The following is a 20,850-nucleotide window of genomic DNA, read 5'->3' as shown; positions in this document are numbered from 1 at the left end:
CCGAAACCGGATATTCATCCGTTTCAGCCCCTCCTCGACGCTAGCGGATACTTATCCGCTCTGCAAGGACGACGCCGCCCCCGAAGGTAGCCGCAGGTCGACGGCCGATTGTGCATTACATTCCTGGGAGCAACGCGGCAGCCAACCGGGAGGGACGATGACGACGGACTCGGTCAGTTCCCGACGCGCGGACACCCGGCGCAACCACGAGCGCATCCTCGCCGCGGCGGCGAAGTCGCTGGCCGGTTCGGGAGCGGTTTCGTTCAACGCCATCGCGAAGCAGGCCGGCGTGGGCGTCGGCACGGTGTACCGGCACTTCCCCACCCCGGAGGCGCTCGTCCTGGCCGTGTACCAGCGCGAATTGCGGCACCTCGTCGACGTCGTGCCGAGCCTGCTCGAGCAGCACTCGCCGGAAGAGGCGTTCCGGACCTGGACGGCCGATCACCTGACGCACTACATGATGACCAAGCGAGGGCTGGCCGGAGCCCTCGGCGCCGCCACGTCGTCGCACGGCGAAATGTTCGCGAAGGCCCACAAGACCATGGTCGGCGCGGTCGCCACGCTGCTGGAGGCCAACGTCGCGGCCGGAACCGTCCGCTCCGACCTGGACCCGGACACGGTCCTGCGCGGGCTCGGCGGCCTGCTCTACCTCGATCCCAGCGGTGACTGGCGGGGCCCGACCGAGAAGCTCATCGACCTGCTGTGGCGGGGCATGTGCACGGGAAAGTGCCACCTCGACGACGGCGGCCGACCGGCTTGACCCGCCAAGCGCGTCGCATCGCAGCGACCCGCCCGATGATCGTCCTGAATGGACATGCGCACCTTTGAGCCGCCTTGCCCGCGTGGTCGCCCGCGGCGGCTCGCGCAGCGCCGCCGTTCGACCCCGTTCTGGCCGGAAGGTCAACAGGCCCTCGGGCTCCAACTGGTGCAACGTGGGACAACGGCTGCCACGACGGACCTGGCACTCGGGTGGCGCGAAGGAGCGCGACATGCTCAGCTCGAACACTCTCTTCCCGGCTGACAAGATCCACGAGCCGTGGACTGGTCACGACACCCAGACCCTCGTCGTGGCGGCGATCGGGATCGCCATCGTGGTGCTGCTGATCGTCGTGGCGAAGATGCACGGCTTCCTCGCGCTGACCATCGGGTCCTTCTTCGTCGGGATCGGGTCCGGCATCGCGCTGGACGAGGTCGCCGGCTCGTTCGAGAAGGGCGTCGGCGACGTGCTCGGCAGCGTCGGCGTGCTGATCGTGCTCGGTGCGATGCTCGGCAAGCTGCTCGCCGACTCGGGCGGGGCCGACGAGATCGTGGACAAGATCATGACCGGGGGTCGCCGCGGGCTGCCGTGGCGGATGGCCCTGATCGCCTTCATCATCGGCATCCCGATGTTCTTCGAGATCGGCCTCGTTCTGCTGATCCCCGTCATCATGCTGACGATCCGCCGGTCCAGGCTGCCCGCGATGTACCTGGCGATCCCGGCCCTCGCCGGCCTCTCCGTCCTGCACGGCTTCATCCCCCCGCACCCGGGGCCGCTGGTGGCGATCGCGAACCTGCAGGCCAACGTCGGTGTCACCCTCGCCATCGGCCTGATCATCGCAGTCCCCACCGTGATCATCGCCGGACCGCTGTTCGGCGTGGTGGCGGCGCGCCTGGTGCCCATCGGTGCCCGCGGAGCGGGCGGAAACCTCATCGGGCCCGGGCCGGGCGGTGGCGAGGATGGCGGCGGGTCCGGAACGGTGTCGCGCGAGCCGGAGCGCACGCGTCGCCCGAGCTTCACCTGGACCCTCATCACGGTCCTCACCCCGGTGGTGCTGATGCTGGTCCGCGCCGCGGCCGACGTGTGGATGAGCGAAACCGCGTGGATCTACCCGTTCCTGCAGTTCATCGGGGAGCCGATCGTGGCGTTGCTGATCGCCGTGCTGCTGGCGATGGTGACGTTCGGTACCGGTGTCGGATTCACGCCGGTCACCCTGACGACGAAGCTGGGCGAGAGCCTGATGCCGATCGTCGGCGCCACGATGATCGTCGGAGCCGGCGGTGGCTTCAAGCAGGTGCTCGTGGACGGTGGTGCCGGCACCGCGATCGGGAAGCTCGCCGTGGCGGCGAGCCTGTCCGCACTGCTGCTCGGCTGGATGGTGGCGGTGCTGGTGCGGCTGGCGACCGGGTCGGCCACGGTGGCGACCGTGACCGCGTCGGGCATCGTGGCCCCCTTCGCCGCCGGTCTGCCGCCGACGCAGCTGGCCCTGGTCGTGCTGGCCATCGGCGCCGGCTCCCTGTTCTTCTCCCACGTCAACGATGCCGGCTTCTGGCTGGTCAAGGAGTACTTCGGCATGACCATCGGCCAGACCATCAAGTCCTGGTCGGTGATGGAGACGGTCATCTCCGTGGTCGGCCTCGCCCTGACGCTGCTGCTGTCGACGTTCCTCTAGCGCTCTGGGCAGCAGGCGTTCGGTGGTACGTCGACCGAGTGGGCCCCGCGGGGCTCGTCGAGTACCTGCAGTTCACCCGAACACATGGGGCACAGCCACTAGCATGACGGGGACGGCCCCGGGGCCGTCCCCGTTCACCGGTCGTCGCCCCCGGCGAAAGCTGGGGAAACCTACCCAGGAATGTTCATGTGCCGCAGCATCAAGACGCTCCGCCCGCCCTACGCCGAAGACGTCACCGAAGTGGACATCCGGGCAGCCGCGTTGCAGTACGTCCGCAAGATCTCCGGGTTCCGCAAGCCCGCCGCGCACAACGAGGCCGCCTTCGAACAGGCGGTGGAGGACATCGAGAAGGCCACCGCGAAACTGCTGGCGTCCCTGGAGGTCCGCGGCTCCCGGTGACGGCCGCCCGTCAGGAGTCGAGCAGGGCGATGTCGGACGGGTGCTGGGCCAGCGGGGTCACCTCGATGGTCATGTACGGGAACAGCGGCAGGTTCCAGAGGATCTCGTGCAGCCGGGCGTTGTCGGCCACGTCGAAGACGCTGAGGTTCGAGTACTGCCCGACGCAGCGCCAGAGGTGCACCCACTCCCCGCCCTGCTGCAACTCCTGCGAGTACGCCTTCTCCCGCGCGAGCGTGTCGGCCTTCACCGCCGGATCCATCTCGACCGGGAGGTCGACGTCCATCTTCACCGCGAACAGCACGGTCGGTCCTTCCTGAGATTCCTCGCCCGGATGCGGGCACCATCGATCAACTTACCGGGGTCATCGGGGGTCCAGGACGAAGTCGTAGGTGACCTCGTTCGTCCCGCTGCCGGAGTTGGGCCGGGGGTCCAGGACGAGCTCCGGCTTGACCGCCTGGGCGATGTCGTCGGCGACGTGGGCTCCGCCCTTGAAGTACAGCTGGGTGGTGATCAGCTGGTGGCCGGGAGCGGAGACCTTCAGGTGCAGGTGCGCGGGCCGCCAAGCGTGCCAGCCCGCGGCGGCGATCAGCTTGCCGCACGCGCCGTCGGTGGGGATCTGGTACGGCGCCGGCTGCACGGTCCGGATCTTGAACCGGCCCTGCCCGTCGGCGATCACCGTGCCGCGCAGGTTCCACTCCGGCAGGCCGGGCGCGTACTGCGAGTAGTAGCCGAGGTCGTCGGCGTGCCACATCTCGATCTTCGCCCCGGCCAGCGCCTCGCCGGACACGCTGGTGACCTGGCCCTGGAACAGCAGCGGGGTGCCCGGCTCGTCCGGCCGCATCGGGAGGGTGGCCTCGGCGGGCAGCTCCGGCGAGTCCGGCACGTAGTACGGGCCCTCGATGGTGCCCTTGGAGCCCTGCCGGTCCTCGTTGGCCACCTCCTCGACGACGTGCTCGATCCACACGTCCAGGAACAGCGGCCATTCGCCGTCCTGGCCGACCTGGATCAGCCACGCCTTGAGCGCGTCGTATTCCGCGTAGGTGACCTGCTGCCGCCGGATCACGTCGTGCACCGCCCGGATGACCTCCGTGGCCAACGCGTCGACCCGCTCCTCGCTGGTGGCGGCGGTCGTCTGCTTCTCCCGGAAGCGCTGGGTGGCCGCCGCGCCCGATGCGGCGGCGGTCGCGGTCTGCGCGGAGAGGTTCGTCGTCATGTCACCGATTCCTTTGCTCAACAACGCTGTCGATGGGGTTCCCGGCTCAGCCGTCCTGGCGGTAGTGCGCCAGCTTCCCGGGGTCGATGTCGATGCCGATGCCCGGCTGCGTGCGGACCTGGACGGTGCCGTCGCTGATCCGCACCGGCTCGGCGAGCAGGTCGTCGCTCATGTCCAGGAAGTTGGACAGCTCCCCTGGCCGCTGCGACGTCAGCTGGTACGCGGCGCCGAAGGCGACGCTGCACATGGTGCCGATCTGCCCGTCGATCTGGTTGCCCATCACCACTTCCACGCCCAGTCCCTCGCACTGGAACAGCACGCGCTGCGACGTGGTGAAGCCGGTGCGGGCGGTCTTGATGCTGATCGCGGTGGCCGCGCCGGCGAGCAGTTCCCGGGTCACCTCGCCCGGGCGAGTGACGCTTTCGTCCGCCACGAACGGGATTTCGCTGTGCTGCACCAGCCAGCGCCGCCCCAGCACGTCGTCGGCCGGGCAGAGCTCCTCGGCGAGCGTGAGCCCGAGATCGGACATCTCGCGCAGGGCGCGGGCGGATTCCGACGCGGTCCAGCCGCGGTTGCCGTCGACGTAGAGCTCGACGTCGTCGCCGAGCCCGGCGCGCAGCGCCCGGCAGGCTTCGACGTCCACTGTGTACGGTTTGCGGCCGACCTTGACCTTGAACGTGGTGATGCCGTACTTGGCCCGGATCCGCTCCGCCTCGGCGACCATCTGCTCCGGCGCGGCGAAGCCGACCATGTGCGAGACCCGCATCCGGTCGGTGTAGCCGCCGAGCAGCTCGGTCACCGGCAGCCCGAGCGACTTGCCGATGACGTCCCACAGCGCCATGTCCAGCGCCGCCTTGGCCGTGGGGTTGCCGACCGTTCGGTGCAGCCGCGCGTGGATGGCCTCCCGCCCCAGCGCCGACATGCCGGCCAAGTCGGGCGCGAACAGCTTGTCGATCACCGCGACGATGGATTCCTGCGTCTCGCCGTAGGTGAACGGCCGCGGCGGCGCCTCGGCGACCCCGACCAGCCCGTCATCGGTGTGCACCCGCACCAGCACGTGCTCGGCCACGTGCACCTCGCCGCTGGCGAAGCGCAGCGGCTTGCGGTACGGGATGGCGAACGGGATCGCCTCAATTCGCGTGATCTTCACGTGCTTCCTCGATGTCCTGGATGTCGTCGTGGCCGACGAACACGTCGTTGGCCGCGAGCGCGGTCAGCAGGTTGCGCAGCAGCGGCGAATCGTCCTCGGCGCGCCAGGCCAGTGCCAGTTCGACGCTCTCGGCATCGGGCACCGGCACGAACACCACGCCTTCCAGCGGAAAGGCCTGCACCGAGGCCGGGGCGAGCGCCACCCCGAGGCCGGCCGCGACCAGCGCGACCTGGGTGGAGGCCTCCCCGATCTCGTGCGCGCAGTTCGGGTAGAACCCGGCCGCCAGGCAGCTGCGCACCACCGCGTCGTTGACCACCGAGCGCAGCGAGGCGGAGTACATGATGAACTGCTCCGCCCGCAGTCGCGCCATCCCGACCTCGGGTTCCCCGGCGAGCGGGTGGTTCTCCGGCAGCACGAGCACCAGCGGCTCACGCGCGATGGTGCGGTGCGCGATGCGGTCCTCGCGGGTCGGCGGGCGCAGCATCCCGACGTCGATCTCGTTGCGCAGCAACGCCTTCTCCTGCGCTGAGGTGAGCAGATCCGGGTGGATCTCCAGCTCGACCCCGGGCAGGTCGCGCTTGACGATGTGCGCCAGCCGCGGCAGCTGCCGGTAGGACGCCGACCCGGTCAGCCCGAGCCGGAGCACGCCGTGACACCCGTCCGCGAGCCGCTTCACGCGGCGCGCCGCGTCGTCGATCGACTTCAGGATGCGCAGCGCGTCGTCGTGGAAGACCGCGCCCGCAGGCGTCAGCTGCACCTGCCTGGTCGTGCGGGCGAACAGCTCGGCGCCGAGTTCGGCTTCCAGCTGCCGGATCGCTTGGGACAGCGGGGGTTGCGCCATGTTCAGCCGCTTGGCCGCCCGCCCGAAGTGGCGGGTCTCGGCCACTGCGACGAAGTAGCGCAGGTGTCGCAACTCCACTGCCGCACCTCCTCCCGCCAGGCCGGGTGGCCGCGGCCACACCGTCGTTCGTCCAGGTCAGCGTAGGTCCGCCATTCAGCTCGAACAAATACTCATTCCCGATCGATTGGTATGTCGCAGATATCAATCGGCCCTAGGCCGGGACTGGGGGTTTTCCCGGCGTGATCCAGGCCACGGTCGTGCCAGCGTCTTCGGCAACCCGGACACCGAAGTCCGAAGGCGGGCACCGCGGCCCGCCGGAAGGAGGCATCATGCCCGAAGCGCTGGACCGCATCCGGACCGCGCTCGCCGACGCGCTGGTCGAAGACCCCGAGCGCGGCGTGCACCGCGCCAAGCGCAGCATCTTCACCGACCCGGAGCTCTTCGAGCTGGAGATGGCGCACATCTTCGAGGGCAACTGGATCTACCTGGCGCACGAGAGCCAGATCCCCGAGGTCGGCGACTACTTCACCACGCACATCGGCCGCCAGCCCGTGGTCATCACCCGCGACAAGCAGGGCCGGCTGAACGCGCTGCTCAACGCCTGCAGCCACCGCGGGGCCATGCTCTGCCGCCGCAAGCGGGACAACCGCACCACGCTCACCTGCCCGTTCCACGGCTGGACCTTCAGCAACAACGGCAAGCTGCTGAAGGTCAAGGATCCGCGGGACGCCGGGTACCCGGAGCAGTTCAACACCGACGGCTCGCACGACCTGACCCGGGTCGCCCGGTTCGACGGCTACCGCGGCTTCCTGTTCGGCAGCCTCAACCCGGACGTCAAGCCGCTCGCCGAGCACCTGGGCGAGGCGACCAAGATCATCGACATGGTGGTGGACCAGTCCCCGGAGGGGCTGGAGGTGCTGCGCGGCGCCTCCACCTACGTCTTCGACGGCAACTGGAAGCTGCAGGCCGAGAACGGCGCCGACGGCTACCACGTCTCCGCGACGCACTGGAACTACGCGGCCACGACCGCCCGCCGCACCTCCGGGGAGTCCAGCAACGACACCAAGAACATGGACGCCGGCACCTGGTCCCGGCAGAAGGGCGGGTTCTACTCCTTCGAGCACGGTCACCTGCTGCTGTGGACGGAGTGGGCCGATCCCGGCAACCGGTCGCTGAACGAGAATCGCGACGAGCTCGTGGCGCGGTTCGGCGAGGACCGGGCGAACTGGATGATCGGCTACTCCCGGAACCTGTGCCTGTATCCCAACGTCTACCTGATGGACCAGTTCAGCTCGCAGATCCGGCACTTCCGGCCGATCTCGGTGGACAAGACCGAGGTCACCATCTACTGCATCGCGCCGAAGGGCGAGAGCGCCGAGGCCCGCGCGAACCGGATCCGCCAGTACGAGGACTTCTTCAACGCCACCGGCATGGCCACCCCGGACGACCTGGAGGAGTTCCGGGCCTGCCAGCACACCTACCGGGCCACCGCCGCCCCGTGGAACGACCTCAGCCGCGGCGCGGTGCACCAGATCGCCGGCGCCGACGAGGACGCGAAGCGTCTGGGCATCTCGCCGATCGCCAGCGGGGTCCGCACCGAGGACGAGGGCCTCTACCCCATCCAGCACGGCTACTGGCTCGACACGATGCGCGCCGCCGTCGATTCCGTTGCAGCCCAGGGAAACCGGTGAGGCCAGTGATGACCACCGCGATCGAGACCGAAGCAGTCCGGCAGTTCCTGTACCGCGAGGCGCGCCACCTCGACGACCGCGAGTTCGAGGAGTGGCTAGAGTGCTACCACGAGGACGTCGAGTTCTGGATGCCCGCGTGGGACGACGATGACGAGCCGACCACCGATCCGCAGACCGAGATCTCGCTGATCTACTACCCCAACCGCGGCGGCCTCGAAGACCGGGTGTTCCGGATCCGCACCGACCGGTCGGCGGCGACCAGCATCCCGGAGCCGCGCACCGGCCACAACATCACCAACGTGGAGATCGTCGAGCAGCGCGGCCGGCTGGTGGACGTGCGGTTCAACTGGTTCACCCTGTACTACCGCTACCACCACGTGGACACGTACTTCGGAACCTCTTTCTACACCGTCGATTTCGGCGGCGAGCGACCGCTGATCACCAGCAAGCGCGTGGTGCTGAAGAACGACTACATCCACCACGTCGTCGACGTCTACCACGTCTGAGGGGCCGGAGATGAGCTATCGAGTCGCACTGAGCTTCGAGGACGGGGTCACCCGGTTCATCACCTGCGGTCCACATGAGACGGTCGCCGAGGCGTCCTACCGGTCGCGGATCAACATCCCGCTGGACTGCCGCGACGGCGCCTGCGGCACCTGCAAGTCGCGTTGCGTCGCCGGCGAGTACGACGGCGGCGACTACATCGAGGACGCGCTCACCGACGACGAGGCGGCGGCGGGATTCGCCTTGCCGTGCCAGATGGTGCCGCACAGCGACCTCGTGCTGGAGATACCGGCGACCGCGGAGTTCGCCAAGACGGGCGCCGCGGTGCACACCGGCTCGATCACCGAGGTACGGCGGCTGTCGGCCAGCACGGTCTCCTTCGCCGTGGAGCTGGACGACCGCGACCAGCTGGCCTTCCTGCCCGGCCAGTACGTGAACGTGGCGGTGCCCGGGACCGGCGTGACGCGGTCGTACTCGTTCAGCACGGGGCCTGTCGAGAAGGCCGTGTCGTTCCTGGTCCGCATCACCACCGGCGGCACCATGTCGGGCTATCTCGCCGACCGGGCCGAGGTCGGCGACCGGGTCGAGTTCACCGGGCCGCTGGGGAGCTTCTTCCTCCGCGACCTGGTCCGCCCGGCTCTGCTGCTGGCCGGGGGCACCGGGTTGGCGCCGCTGCTGTCCATGCTGGAGCGGCTCACCGACACCGAGGTCGCCCACCCCGTGCACCTGATCTACGGGGTCAGCTCCGACACCGACCTCGTGGAGCTGGACAGGCTGCGCGCCTACGCCGACGCGATCCCGCAGTTCAGCTTCGACCACTGCGTCGCCGACGAAGCGAGCACCGCCGCCCACAAGGGCTACGTGACCAGCCTGCTCACGCCGGAACGCCTGCACGGCGGCGATGTCGACGTCTACCTGTGCGGGCCGCCGCCGATGGTCGAGGCGGTGCGCGGCCACCTGCGGGAATCCGGGATCGCTCCGGCGAACTTCTACACCGAGAAGTTCACCGTCGCGGCGGAGGTGGGCAGGTGAACCGCTTCGCCGGACAGGTCGTCCTCGTCACCGGTGCCGCGCAGGGCATCGGCCGGGCGGTGGCGGAGCGGTTGTTCGCCGAATCCGCCGAAGTGGTCCTGGCCGACCGGTCCGAGCTGGTCCACGAGGTGGCCGCCGGGCTGGTCTCGGGCGGCCGCAAGACGCACGCCGTGGTCGTCGACCTGGAGCAGTTCGCCGGTGCGGAGCGGGCGGTGGCGTGCGCCCGCGAACTGCACGGCGGCATCGACGTGCTGATCAACACCGTCGGCGGCACGATCTGGGCGAAGCCGTTCGAGCACTACCCGCCGGAGCAGATCGAAGCTGAGCTGCGGCGATCGCTGCTGCCGACCCTGTGGGGCTGCCGGGCCGCGCTGCCGCACCTGGTCCGGCAGGGGCACGGCACGATCGTGAACGTTTCCTCGGTGGCCACCCGCGGCGTCAACCGGGTGCCGTACGCGGCGGCGAAGGGCGGGGTCAACGCACTGACCAGCGCCCTGGCGATGGAGGCCGCGCAGCACGGGATCCGGGTGGTGGCCACGGCCCCGGGAGGGACCGACGCGCCGCCGCGCCGCATCGCGCGCGGCCCGGCCGCCGAGACCGACCAGGAGAAGCGGTGGTATCGGGAGGTCGTGGACCAGACCGTCGCGTCGTCGCCGATGCGGCGCTACGGGACGCTGGCGGAACAGGCGGCGGCGATCGCGTTCCTCGCCTCCCCCGAGGCCTCCTACATCACCGGGACGGTGCTGCCGGTCGCCGGCGGTGACCTCGGGTGAGGGCGCACCGTCCGATTACATTGGGCAGATGACCGGGCGCGCGGAACCGATCGGCCGGCAGCGGGAGCTGGCCGAGCTGGACCGGTTGCTCGCCGCCGCGCCCGGTTTCGCGGCGGTGGCGGGTCCGGCCGGGATCGGGAAGACGGCCGTCGTCGAGCACTTCCTGTCCCGGCATCCGCAGATCCGCGTGGCACGAGCGGTCGGCCTGCCCTGGGAGCAGCCGGGGGCCTTCGCCGTGCTGGACCAGCTGTTGCGCGGATCCGACGCGCCCCGCGACGCGGCGGGGCTGCTCGCCTGGTGCTCAGCCGGCCCCGGCATCGTGGTCGTCGACGACGCGCAGTGGGCGGACGTCGAGTCGCTGGAGGCGCTGCTGTCGGCCTTCCGGCGCCTGACCTCGGAACCGGTCCTGATCGTCCTGGTCGCGCGCGAACTCCCCGCTGCGGTGCGACCGGGCGCGACGGTCCGAATAGGACCGTTGACGGCGGCCGAGGTGCGGACGCTGGCGATGCTGCACGCGGGACGCGACCTGAGCGCCCCGACGGCTCACCAACTCGCCACTCACACCGGCGGAAATCCCCGCCACATCAGGGATCTGCTCGACGAGCTCCCGCCGGAAACCTGGTCGCGATGGCACCCGGCGCTGCCCGCGCCCCGCGCCGTCGCCGCCGACGTCACCCGGAGGCTGCACGCCTGTTCCGCCGCGACGCGGGAGTTCATCGAGGCGGCTGCGGTGCTGGGCCGGACGGTCCCGGTCGCCGCGGCCGCCGAACTGGCCGACGTCAAGGACCCCATCACCGCGCTGGACGCGGCGTGCGAAAGCGGGCTCGTCGGCACCGTTGCCGGGCACGGCCTGATGACCTTGGCGTTCCCGGATCCGCTGGTGCACGCCGCGATCTACCACGACGTGCCGCCGCTGGTGCGGTACGGGCTGCACGGCACGGCCGCGCAGCTCGCCGAGGACGAGCACGCCAAGCTGAAGCACCTGGTGGCCCAGACCCCCGCGCCGGATGCCGCGCTGGCCGACGAGCTCGACGACTTCGCCGCCCGGCAGGCCGGGCTCGGCGCGTGGTCGGTGGCCGGGCAGGCGCTGATCGACGCCAGCCGGCTCAGCCCGGCGAAGGCGGACCGCGAGCACCGGCTGGTCCGGGCGGTCGACGCGCTGGTGGGCGCCGGGGATCTCGCGCAGGCGAGCGCGTTCTCCGCGCAGATCGAGAGCTTCCCCCCGGGGCCAATGCGCGATGCGGTGCTGGGTTACCTGGCGATCCAGCGCGGCCGGCCGGCCGAGGCCGAGCTGCTGCTGACCCGCGCATGGGAGGCCTGCCGTCCCGGACGGGAGCCGGAGACCGCGGCGCTGATCTGCCAGCGGCGGGTGCTGCACTCGCTGAGCCGCTGGCACGGCACCGACCTGGTCGCCTGGGGGCGTCGCGCCGTGGCGTTGGCCGATCCGCAGGATCCGTCGGCGGTGGAGTCCGAAGCGATCATGGGGCTGGGCCTGGCGGCGACCGGGCGGATCCGCGAGGCGCGGGACACCTACCGGGACGTGGTGGCGCGGGTGAGCCGGGGCGCGCAGTCGCAGCGGGTGCAGATGGGCAAGGGCTGGCTGGACCTGGCGCTGGACGACCCGCAGACCGCGCGCCGGGAACTGGAGATCGCGGTGCCCACCGAATACCGGATGGGCGCACTGCGGATCTCCCTGTGGGCGCAGGCGTGGTTGGCGCGCGCCGACTTCGCGCTCGGCTCCTGGGACGAGGCACTGCACACCGTCGATCGCGCGGCCGTGCAACTCGCCGAGACCGGCCTGGAACTGGTGCGGCCGCTGGTGCACTGGACGGGCGCGCAGATCCACGCGCTGCGCGGGGATCCCGACGCAGCCCAGCACCACCTGCGACAGGCCTCGGCGTCCACGCACAACTACGAGATCATGCTGATCCCGGCGTGCCTGGCCCGCGCGCACTGCGCCGAGGCCCAATCCGATTACGAAGGCGTGCTGCGCGCGCTCGAGCCGGTGGCCCAGTTGTGGCCCCGGGAGGGCGTGGACGAGCCGGGTTTCTGGCCGTGGCCGGACATCTACGGCAACGCGCTGGTCATGACCAACCGGGTGGCCGAGGCGGACGAGTTCCTGCGGCCGCACGAAGCCCTGGCGGCCGAGCGCGGGCACCGGTCGGCCACGGCCAGGCTCGGCTACGTCCGCGGGCGGATCCTCGCCGCGACGGGCGACGTCGATGCCGCGCGAGAATCCTTCGAGGCAGCGCTCGCGAACCTCCGGACGCTGCCGCTGCCCTACGAACGCGCCCGGGTCCACTTCGCGTACGGGCAAACCCTGCGCCGGGCCGGGAAGCGCAAGGAAGCCGACGTCGTCCTGCAACGAGCGCGGGACGGCTACGCGGCGCTGGGCGCCACCGCGTACGTGGTGCGCTGCGACCGGGAGCTCAAGGCGGGCGGGCTGCACCCGAAGCGCGGCGGCGTGGACCTCACCGAGCTCACCCCGCAGGAACAGGCGGTGGCCAAGCTGGTGGCGGCGGGCATGACCAACAAGCAGGTCGCCGCCGAGCTGTTCGTCTCGGTCAAGACCGTCCAGTTCCACCTGACCCGGATCTACGCGAAGCTCGGCATCCGCTCCCGCAGCGAACTCGCCGCCCGCGGCCACGCCTCGCCGGCCGATGGCTGATCAGCGCCGCTGCCTGCCGCGCCGACCACCTCGGTGAGGAACGGTACAGCGCCGCCACCGGCTCCCGCATCGCGCCGGTCGTGCGCAACCCGCGCTAGCCCTCCCCGGGGTCGACTACTTGACATCGGTTGACAAGTACTTGATAGTTCACGTCAAGTAGTCGGAACCCAGGGAGGCATTCGGATGTCGCCTGCAGCACAGCAGGAACTGGCCGATGATCTGCGGCGGCTGGTGACCACCCGGCTGCTCGATCCGTTGAGCATCCTGCTCGAATCCGACGCTGCGACAGCAGCTCTGCAGCGCCGGGTCGAGCGGGACACCGCGAAATGGGCCGCGCAGATGCTCGGCCCCGACCAGCAAGCGGCGGTGCACATGTGCGCCCGCATGCTGGCCTCCCTCCACCCCGATGACGGCCCGTTCGACCCGCCGGACGCCTGGTGGCGCACCCCGCTGGGCCGGGTCGTCGCACGGCGGATCGGGCATCCCGGAACCGACCACGTTTCGATGTCCACGGCGGGCGCGATGCTCGGCATCACCCGACAGGGCGTGCACGACCTCGTCAACCGCAACAAGCTCACGCGCCACGCGGACGGCGGGGTCAGCACCGCGTCGATCCGCGCGCGCCTCGACCACGTTTCAGGAGACCTGCGATGAACGACGTACTCGTCAAGTCCGCGACGGTGGAGATCGCGGTCCGCGATCACGGCGGCGACGGCCCCGCCGTACTGCTGCTGCATGGCGCCGGTGGGAACCTCCTCGCCTGGCAGCACTTCGCGCCGCTGCTGACCGCGGAGCACCGGGTGCTCGCGGTGGATCTGCGCGGTCACGGGCACTCCGGCGACGGCCCGTGGACGTGGGATGCCGTGCTCGACGACCTGGACGCCGTGGTCGAGCACTTCGAACTGCCATCGCCGCCTGCCGCGGTGGGGCATTCGCTGGGCGGGATGATCGCGGGCATGTGGGCGGTGCGCCACCCCGGCTGCGCCGGCGCGATCAGCCTGGACGGGCACCGGAGCGCGGTGACGGATCCCGGCAACTACGCCGATCTGCCGATCGAGCGCGTCCACGCGCAATTGGCCCGGCTGCGCGAGGTCTTCGACGCCCAGTCCGCGGGCTCCGGGCAGCCGATGAGCGCCGAGCAGGCGGCCGAAATGCTGGACCAGCAGGCCGCCTTCGCAGCGCAGCTGGGCGTCGACGTCGAGCAATGGGTCGAGATGACCCGACGCGGCCTGTTCGTCCACAATGGTCAAACATGGCGCCGCCCCGGACCGGACGTGCTCGAAGCCCTGCGCCGGGCGCCAGAATTCGCCGACTGCCTGCCGGTCTTCCGCCAGGTCACAGCCCCGCTCTTGCTCGTCCGGGCGACCCGGATCGCCGGATTCCCGCCGGAGTTCACCGACCTGATGCAGGCGCTGCACGCCGGACTGCGCCGCGACCTCGCCGAGCTGACCGAGCAGCGTCCCAACGTCGAGGTTCGCGACGTCGACGCCGGCCACGGCCTGGTCTTCGAAAAGCCCTCCGAGGTAGCCGAAATCGTCCAGACCTTCCTCCGGCGCTGAAGCGGCACATCGAACCGGCCGCCGCACGGGGTCTGCACCGATCAACACCCGTTCGGCGGCCATGGTTTCGCCCTATTCGTCCGTTCGCCCAGGGCTATTTGATTCTGTGATCCAGCTCTCCTTGAATAGGGCGACCGATCACGAGACCTCCGACTCGGGCGCACCACCAGGCGTGCTCGCGCAGGACGACCGCCGACGCCGTACTCGCCGAAGAGCCGGAGGTCCGGGTGCCCGCACATCGCAAGTTCCTCGCCGCAGCAGCCATTTTCGCGCTGCTCGCGCTCACCGCGGCCTGCGGGGGAATCAACACCGAGGCGACCGGATCGGCCTCCGGCGGTGCCGGCAGCACCTTCCGGTTCGCCTACTCCGTCGGCCCCAGCCGCTACGATCCGCACCGCGCCTCGTCCAGCTTCGACAACGCCTCCCTGTTCCCGGTCTACGACCGCCTGGTGCACCTGACCACCGCCGCCGAACCGGTGCCCGGCCTGGCCACCGGCTGGCAGTACACCGACGGCGGCAAGCGGCTGGTCTTCGAGCTGCGGCCGGGCGTGCGGTTCCACGACGGCGCCCCGTTCGACGCCGCCGCGGCGAAGGCGAACCTGGACCGCGCCCGCACGCTGCAAGGCTCGACCGTCGCCTCCGAGCTGAAGGCGGTGGAACGGGTCGACGTGCTCGGCCCGCTGACCATCGCGCTGGCGCTCACCGCGCCGGACAGTTCGCTGATCGGCGTGCTCTCCGACCGGGCCGGGATGATGGTCAGCCCCGCGGCGTTCGACGACCCGCAGCTGGACCTGCGGCCGGTCGGCGCCGGGCCGTACCAGATCGTCAGCTACAGCCCGAACGACCGCGTCGTGCTGCGCCGCTTCCCGGGCTACTGGGATCCCGCCGCCCAGCAGGTCGAGACGATGGCGATCGTCATCCAGCCCGACACGACGACGCGGATGAACGCGCTGCGCGCCGGCGAGGTCGACGCCGCGCTGCTGGCGGGGAACCAGGTCGCCGAGGCCCGGCAGTACGACCTCGGCGTCGTCGGCGACGTGACCCTCGCCTTCTACCACCTGCAGCTCAACCGCACCCGCGCCGAGTTCGGCGACATCCGGGTGCGGCGCGCGCTCAACCATGCGATCGACCGGGACGCCATCATCCACGGCGTGCTGTTCGGCAACGGGAAACCGGCCGCGCAGCCCTTCCCGCCCGGGTACTACGCGCACGACCCGGACCTGCCCGATCCCTACCCGTACGACCCGCAGAAGGCGCGGCAGCTGCTCGCCGAGGCCGGGCTGGCCGGCGGTTTCGACTTCGAGGCGATCGTGCCCAACACCGATCCCGGCACCGCCGTCGCCGTGCAGGAACAACTGGCCGACATCGGGGTGCGGATGAAGATCCGCGAGGTCTCCTCCGGCGAAGCGGCCGACCTGTTCTACGGCAGGCAGCAGGGCGACGCGATGGTCGCGCCGTGGGGTGGGCGCGCCGATCCGATCCAGACCCTCGGGCTGCTCTACTCCAGCAAGGGGTTCTCCAACCCCGGCGGGCACACCACGCCCGAGCTGGAGCAGCTGATCGGGCAGGCCCGGCGGACCATCGACCCGGCGGCGCGCACCGAACTCCTGCACCGGACCGACCGGATGGTCCTGGACCAGGCGCTGGACGTGCCGGTGGTCTTCGCCGACACCAACTACGGGCACGCCGCGCGGGTCACCGACCTGCGCAGCTGGTTGTCCAACAAGCCCGAGTTCCGCGGCGTCGGCGCGGCCGGAACGGGGAGGTGACCGGGTGTTACAGCTCGTTGTCCGCCGCCTGGCGGCGATGGTTCCGCTGCTGTTCCTCGTTTCGCTGATCGTGTTCGGGCTGGTGCTGCTGGTGCCCGGCGACCCGGCCATCACCATCGCCGGGGAGAACGCCACCCAGGCCCAGATCGACGCGACCCGCGAACGCCTCGGGCTCAACGACTCGCTGCTGGAGCAGTACTGGCGCTGGGCGAGCCACGCCGTCCAGGGCGACCTGGGCACGTCGATGTTCAGCAATCGCAGCGTTTCCGGCGCCATCGCGGAGCGCTTCCCGGCCACCGTGTCGCTGACCGCGGTCGCCATCGTGATGGCGCTGCTGATCAGCGTGCCCGCCGCGGTCGCCGCGGCCACCAGCCGGGGCCGCTGGCTGGACCGGTTCGCCACGGTCGGCACCTCGGTGGGCGTGGCCATGCCGAACTTCTGGCTCGGGCTGCTGCTGGCCACCGCGCTGGCGCTGAACCTGCGGCTGCTGCCCGCCACCGGGTACGTGCCGCTGGACGACGATCCGGTCGCCTGGCTGGCGCACCTCCTGCTACCCGGCTTCACGCTGGGCCTGGCGGCCGCCGCCGAACTCACCCGCCAGCTGCGCAGCTCGCTGATCGACGTCTTCGACCAGGACTACCTGCGCACCGCCCGCGCCAAGGGCCTGCGCACCACCAGCGTCATCGCCAAGCACGCGCTGAAGAACGCGGCCACGCCGGTGGTCACGGTGCTGGGCATGCGGATCTCGGTGCTGCTGGGCGGAACCGTCGTCGTCGAGCAGATCTTCGGCATCCCCGGACTCGGCCAGCTGGCGATCACCGCCGTGCTGCAACGGGATCTGCCGATGGTGCAGGGCGTCGTCGTGGTCACCGCCGTGATGGTGATGCTGGCCAACCTGGCGGTCGACCTGTCCTACGGCTACCTCAACCCGAAGGTGCGAGCGCAGTGAGCGCCGGCGAGGGAGGAGCGGAGTTGACCGACACCACGCAGCGGTGGACGCGGCACGTCGCCGCGGAGACCACCGCGGACGACCTGGGCCCGCCGCAGTCGCCGAGGCAGCGGTTCTGGCGCCGCTTCCGGCGGCAGCGCCCGGCGGTGCTCGCGCTGCTGTTCCTGCTGGTGCTGACGGCGGTCGCGATGCTCGCGCCGCTGCTGGCCCCGGCCGATCCCGATGACCAGAACCTGCGCAACGTGCTCGCCGCGCCGGGCGCCGACGGGTACCTGCTGGGCACCGACCAGTTCGGCCGCGACATGCTCAGCCGGATGCTGGTGGCCAGCCGCATCTCGCTGCTCGCCGCGGTGGAAGCCGTCGGCGTCGCGGTGGTGCTCGGGGTGCCGCTCGGGCTCGTCGGCGCCTACCTCGGCGGCCGGTTCGACCGCTGGGTGGTGCGGTTGGCGGACGCGTTCATGAGCTTCCCGCCGCTGATCCTGGCGGTGGCGATCGTCGCCGCGCGTGGCCCGGGCCTGACCAACGCGATGTTCGCGGTCGGCCTGGTCACCGCGCCGCGCCTGCTGCGCCTGGTGCGCAGCTCGGTGCTGTCGGTGCGGGAGGAGACCTACATCGAGGCGGCCCGCAGCATCGGCACCCCGGCGGGCCGCATCATCCGCCGGCACGTGCTGCCCAACGTGCTGTCGCCGCTGCTGGTCCAGCTCTCGCTGGTCGCGGCGTTCGCGATGCTCGCGGAGGCGACGCTGAGCTTCCTCGGCCTCGGCGTGGTGCCGCCGCAGGCGAGCTGGGGCTCGATGTTGCAGGAGGGCGCGAGGTTCGTGTCGCTGGCGCCGCACCTGGTGGTCCTCCCCGGCGTCGCCATCGCGCTGACGGTGCTGGCGTTCAACGTCCTCGGCGACGGGCTGCGCGACTCGCTGGGCCGGGAGATCAGGAGCGGTCGATGAGCGTGCTGCAGGTGTCCGACCTCGACGTCCGGTTCGCCACCGACCGCGGCTGGGTCACGGTGGTCGAAGGCGTGTCGTTCGCCGTCGAAGCCGGGGCGACGCTGGGCCTGGTCGGCGAATCCGGCTCCGGCAAGACCGTCACCAGCCTGGCGATGCTGGGCCTGCTGCCGCCGCGGACCAGCCGGGTGTCCCGCGGCAGCATCCGCCTCGACGGCACCGAGCTGGTCGGCATGCCGCAGAAGCGGCTGGCCGACATCCGCGGCAACGACATCGCGATGATCTTCCAGGAGCCGATGTCGTCGCTGAACCCGGCGTTCACCATCGGCGACCAGATCGCGGAAACCGTGCGGCGGCACCGCAAGGTGTCCCGCAAGGCGGCGATGGGCCGCGCCGTCGCGGCGCTGGACCAGGTCGGCATCCCGAACGCGGCGCGCCGGGTGCGCAGCTACCCGCACGAGTTCTCCGGCGGGATGCGGCAGCGGGCGATGATCGCGATGGCGATCTGCTGCGAGCCGAAGGTGCTCGTCGCCGACGAACCGACGACGGCGCTGGACGTGACGATCCAGGCCCAGATGCTCGACCTGCTGCGGCAGATGCGCGACGAGCTCGGCATGGGGATGGTGTTCATCACCCACGACCTGGGCGTGGTCGCCGACATCTGCGACCGGGTCGTGGTGATGTACGCCGGGCAGGTGGTGGCGGCCGACGACGTCGACCACCTCTTCAGCCACCCGCCGCACCCCTACGCCGAGGGCCTGCTGGCCGCCATGCCGCAGGTCGGCGGCGCGGAGCGGCTGGCCACCATCCCCGGCCAGGCCCCGACGCCGGGCGCCGTGCCCGACGGCTGCCGCTTCCACCCCCGCTGCCCGTACGCCGCCGACCGCTGCACCGCCGGCGCCCCGGAGCTCCGGCCGTTCGACCTGCACCGCGCCACCCGGTGCGTCCGCTCCGACGAACTCCTGTTGCGAGGCCCGGCATGACCGCACTGCTCGAAGTCGAGGACCTGTCGGTGAGCTTCCCGTTGCAGCGCGGCCTGTTCCGGCGCGGGGCTCGGCTGCGCGCGGTGGACGGGGTGTCGTTCGAGGTGGCCGCCGGGGAGATCCTCGGGCTGGTCGGCGAGTCCGGCTCCGGCAAGTCGACCACCGGCCGGGCCCTGATGCGGCTGGTCGAACCCGACGGCGGCGCGGTCCGGCTGCGGGGCACCGAGCTGACCGCGCTCGGCGGCCGCGAGCTGAGGCGGCACCGCAGGCACATCCAGATGGTGTTCCAGGACCCCTACTCGTCGCTGGACCCGTCGATGGTGGTCGCCGAGAGCGTCGGCGAACCGCTGGAGGTGCACGAGGGCCTGCGCGGCAAGGCGCGCGACGAGCGGGTCCGGGACCTGCTGGTGCGGGTGGGCCTGTCGCCGCGCCACCTGGAGCGCTACCCGTACGAGTTCTCCGGCGGGCAGCGGCAGCGGCTGGCGATCGCCCGCGCGCTGGCGGTGGACCCGGACGTCGTGGTCTGCGACGAGGCGGTGTCCGCATTGGACGTTTCGACGCAGAACCAGATCATCAACCTGCTGGAGGAACTGCGCGCCGAACTGGGCACCTCGTACCTGTTCATCTCGCACGACCTGTCGGTGGTGCGGCAGCTCGCCCAGCGCGTGGCGGTGATGTACCTGGGGCGGCTCGTGGAGGACGGCCCGTCGCGGCGCCTCTACTCCCATCCCGCCCACCCGTACACCGAGGCGCTGCTGTCGGCGGTCCCGGTGCCCAACCCGAAGGTGCAGCGCCGCCGCGAACGCATCGTGCTCCCCGGCGATCCGCCGGACCCGACCGATCCGCCCGGCGGCTGCACCTTCCACCCGCGCTGCCCGTACGCGATGGACGTCTGCCGCTCGGTCGTCCCCGAGCCGACGCCCGTCGACGGCGGTGGCACGGTGCGCTGCCACCTGCACACCAGCGGGCCCGTGCTGGCGGGCGGTTCCGTCCTGGAACTGCGTACCGCAGAATCGGGGGCGGCAACCGACACCGGGAGTTGATGGGCTTGCAGACCGCGACGGCCGCGCTGAACGACATCAAGACGCACTACTGCGCCGTCGGTTCCGGCCCGGCCGTGGTGTTCGTGCACGGCCTCGCCGAGGACCACCGCAGTTGGCGGCGCCAGCAGGAGGAGTTCGCCGACCACCGCACCTACGCCTACGACGTGCGCGGGCACGGCGCCAGCACGGTCGGCGACGCGAACGGAACCCTGGCCCAGCTGCGGGAGGATCTGCTCGCGTTCCTCGCCGAGGTCTCCGGGCCTGCGGTGTGCGTGGGATTCTCCCTCGGCGGCACGGTGGTGCTCTCCGCCGCGGCGCACCGGCCGGATCTGGTCACCGGCGTCGTCGTGCTCGGGACGTCCTCCGTGGTGGGGCGGGCGGCGGCCGAGATCAACCTGCAGCGGGCCGCGGAGACCGGCGACGCCGTGCTCGACTCGCTGCGAGCGGACACCACGATGATGGTCTCGAACTCCACAGTGGACATCGACGAGGTGGTCGCGCGGCGCGCGGAGTCCCTCGGCGACGGCCGCGGCTACTCGAACGCGGCGACCGCGATGGCGGGCCTGCGCGGCAACCCGCTGACCCCGGAGCTGGCGGCGATCAAGTGCCCGGTGACGGTGATCGGCGGCGAGCACGACGCCCTCTGCCCGCGCAGGGCGGCCGACATCCTCCTCGAAGCACTCCCCCAGGCCACGTACCAGGAAATCCCCGGCGCGGGTCACCTGATGAACGTCGACAACCCGGAGGCCGTCACGGCCGCGCTGCGCGATGCCCTGGGCGGCCGCACGGGGCCGTGGGGGTTTTTTGGTTTTCCTGGGGCCCCAAAAAACCACCCACCCACCCCCCAAAACCCCCCCCCCCCCTTTCTCTTGGACCCCACGACGACCCAACCCCCCCCAACCCCCC

Annotated in this window: 20 protein-coding genes; 16 read left to right on the top strand and 4 right to left on the bottom strand. The window is 71.1% G+C overall.

Annotated features, from left to right (window positions below):
• The first annotated feature begins 157 nt into the window (after positions 1-157).
• From AC07EQ_RS03590 to AC07EQ_RS03580, 3 genes are all read left to right on the top strand, one after another.
• Entirely contained in the window at positions 158-760 is a 603-nt protein-coding gene (locus AC07EQ_RS03590; protein ID WP_478386369.1) for a TetR/AcrR family transcriptional regulator, read from the top strand.
• 229 nt (positions 761-989) lie between these two features.
• Complete coding sequence (locus tag AC07EQ_RS03585; RefSeq protein WP_478386368.1) at positions 990-2,429, top strand: GntT/GntP/DsdX family permease; 1,440 nt, start codon at positions 990-992, stop codon at positions 2,427-2,429.
• 186 nt (positions 2,430-2,615) lie between these two features.
• On the top strand, positions 2,616-2,828 hold the full coding sequence (locus AC07EQ_RS03580; RefSeq protein ID WP_478386367.1) for a DUF2277 domain-containing protein: 213 nt from the start codon (positions 2,616-2,618) through the stop codon (positions 2,826-2,828).
• A gap of 10 nt (positions 2,829-2,838) precedes the next feature.
• Here AC07EQ_RS03580 and catC read toward each other — a convergent pair whose 3' ends face one another.
• Genes catC through AC07EQ_RS03560 form a run of 4 tightly spaced genes read right to left on the bottom strand, consistent with a single transcriptional unit; the run spans position 2,839 to position 6,110 of the window.
• The gene (gene catC, locus AC07EQ_RS03575; RefSeq protein WP_478386366.1) at positions 2,839-3,129 is read right to left on the bottom strand and encodes a muconolactone Delta-isomerase; all 291 of its coding nucleotides are present in this window, start codon (positions 3,127-3,129) and stop codon (positions 2,839-2,841) included.
• 60 nt (positions 3,130-3,189) lie between these two features.
• Positions 3,190-4,041 (bottom strand): catechol 1,2-dioxygenase, encoded by an 852-nt coding sequence (catA, locus tag AC07EQ_RS03570; RefSeq protein ID WP_478386365.1) that lies wholly within the window; start codon positions 4,039-4,041, stop codon positions 3,190-3,192.
• A 46-nt stretch (positions 4,042-4,087) separates the two neighbouring features.
• Positions 4,088-5,191, bottom strand: a complete 1,104-nt coding sequence (locus AC07EQ_RS03565) for a mandelate racemase/muconate lactonizing enzyme family protein (RefSeq protein WP_478386364.1) — start codon at positions 5,189-5,191, stop codon at positions 4,088-4,090.
• Positions 5,172-6,110 (bottom strand): LysR substrate-binding domain-containing protein, encoded by a 939-nt coding sequence (locus AC07EQ_RS03560; RefSeq protein ID WP_478386363.1) that lies wholly within the window; start codon positions 6,108-6,110, stop codon positions 5,172-5,174. The genes AC07EQ_RS03565 and AC07EQ_RS03560 overlap by 20 nt, the downstream gene beginning before the upstream one ends.
• A gap of 251 nt (positions 6,111-6,361) precedes the next feature.
• Here AC07EQ_RS03560 and benA point away from each other — a divergent pair, with 251 nt between their 5' ends.
• From benA to AC07EQ_RS03495, 13 genes are all read left to right on the top strand, one after another.
• Entirely contained in the window at positions 6,362-7,723 is a 1,362-nt protein-coding gene (benA, locus tag AC07EQ_RS03555) for a benzoate 1,2-dioxygenase large subunit (RefSeq protein WP_478386362.1), read from the top strand.
• An 8-nt stretch (positions 7,724-7,731) separates the two neighbouring features.
• The gene (benB, locus tag AC07EQ_RS03550) at positions 7,732-8,229 is read left to right on the top strand and encodes a benzoate 1,2-dioxygenase small subunit (RefSeq protein ID WP_478386361.1); all 498 of its coding nucleotides are present in this window, start codon (positions 7,732-7,734) and stop codon (positions 8,227-8,229) included.
• Positions 8,230-8,239: 10 nt separating this feature from the next.
• Positions 8,240-9,259 carry a benzoate 1,2-dioxygenase electron transfer component BenC gene (gene benC / locus AC07EQ_RS03545; protein ID WP_478386360.1) on the top strand — a complete coding sequence of 340 codons (1,020 nt, stop codon included), beginning with the start codon at positions 8,240-8,242 and terminating at the stop codon, positions 9,257-9,259.
• On the top strand, positions 9,256-10,032 hold the full coding sequence (locus tag AC07EQ_RS03540) for a 1,6-dihydroxycyclohexa-2,4-diene-1-carboxylate dehydrogenase (protein ID WP_478386359.1): 777 nt from the start codon (positions 9,256-9,258) through the stop codon (positions 10,030-10,032). Before benC ends, AC07EQ_RS03540 begins: the two co-directional genes overlap by 4 nt.
• A gap of 28 nt (positions 10,033-10,060) precedes the next feature.
• Positions 10,061-12,700, top strand: coding sequence for a helix-turn-helix transcriptional regulator (locus AC07EQ_RS03535; RefSeq protein ID WP_478386358.1), 2,640 nt, complete (start codon positions 10,061-10,063; stop codon positions 12,698-12,700).
• A gap of 183 nt (positions 12,701-12,883) precedes the next feature.
• A complete protein-coding gene (locus AC07EQ_RS03530) occupies positions 12,884-13,354 on the top strand; it encodes a hypothetical protein (RefSeq protein ID WP_478386357.1) in 471 nt (156 codons plus the stop codon).
• Positions 13,351-14,259 carry an alpha/beta fold hydrolase gene (locus AC07EQ_RS03525; protein WP_478386356.1) on the top strand — a complete coding sequence of 303 codons (909 nt, stop codon included), beginning with the start codon at positions 13,351-13,353 and terminating at the stop codon, positions 14,257-14,259. Before AC07EQ_RS03530 ends, AC07EQ_RS03525 begins: the two co-directional genes overlap by 4 nt.
• A gap of 227 nt (positions 14,260-14,486) precedes the next feature.
• Positions 14,487-16,028, top strand: coding sequence for an ABC transporter substrate-binding protein (locus AC07EQ_RS03520; protein WP_478386355.1), 1,542 nt, complete (start codon positions 14,487-14,489; stop codon positions 16,026-16,028).
• 4 nt (positions 16,029-16,032) lie between these two features.
• On the top strand, positions 16,033-16,977 hold the full coding sequence (locus AC07EQ_RS03515) for an ABC transporter permease (protein WP_478386354.1): 945 nt from the start codon (positions 16,033-16,035) through the stop codon (positions 16,975-16,977).
• Between the two features lie 23 nt (positions 16,978-17,000).
• Complete coding sequence (locus AC07EQ_RS03510; protein WP_478386353.1) at positions 17,001-17,921, top strand: ABC transporter permease; 921 nt, start codon at positions 17,001-17,003, stop codon at positions 17,919-17,921.
• Positions 17,918-18,901 carry an ABC transporter ATP-binding protein gene (locus AC07EQ_RS03505; protein WP_478386352.1) on the top strand — a complete coding sequence of 328 codons (984 nt, stop codon included), beginning with the start codon at positions 17,918-17,920 and terminating at the stop codon, positions 18,899-18,901. The genes AC07EQ_RS03510 and AC07EQ_RS03505 overlap by 4 nt, the downstream gene beginning before the upstream one ends.
• Positions 18,898-19,944, top strand: coding sequence for an ABC transporter ATP-binding protein (locus AC07EQ_RS03500; RefSeq protein ID WP_478386351.1), 1,047 nt, complete (start codon positions 18,898-18,900; stop codon positions 19,942-19,944). Before AC07EQ_RS03505 ends, AC07EQ_RS03500 begins: the two co-directional genes overlap by 4 nt.
• Positions 19,944-20,850, top strand: a 907-nt coding sequence (locus tag AC07EQ_RS03495; RefSeq protein WP_478386350.1) for an alpha/beta fold hydrolase, incomplete at its 3' end; no start/stop codon positions are given. The genes AC07EQ_RS03500 and AC07EQ_RS03495, both read left to right, overlap by 1 nt.

The organism is Saccharopolyspora sp. NPDC045839 (assembly GCF_056431645.1).
This window is presented reverse-complemented; position numbering and strand designations above follow the sequence as displayed.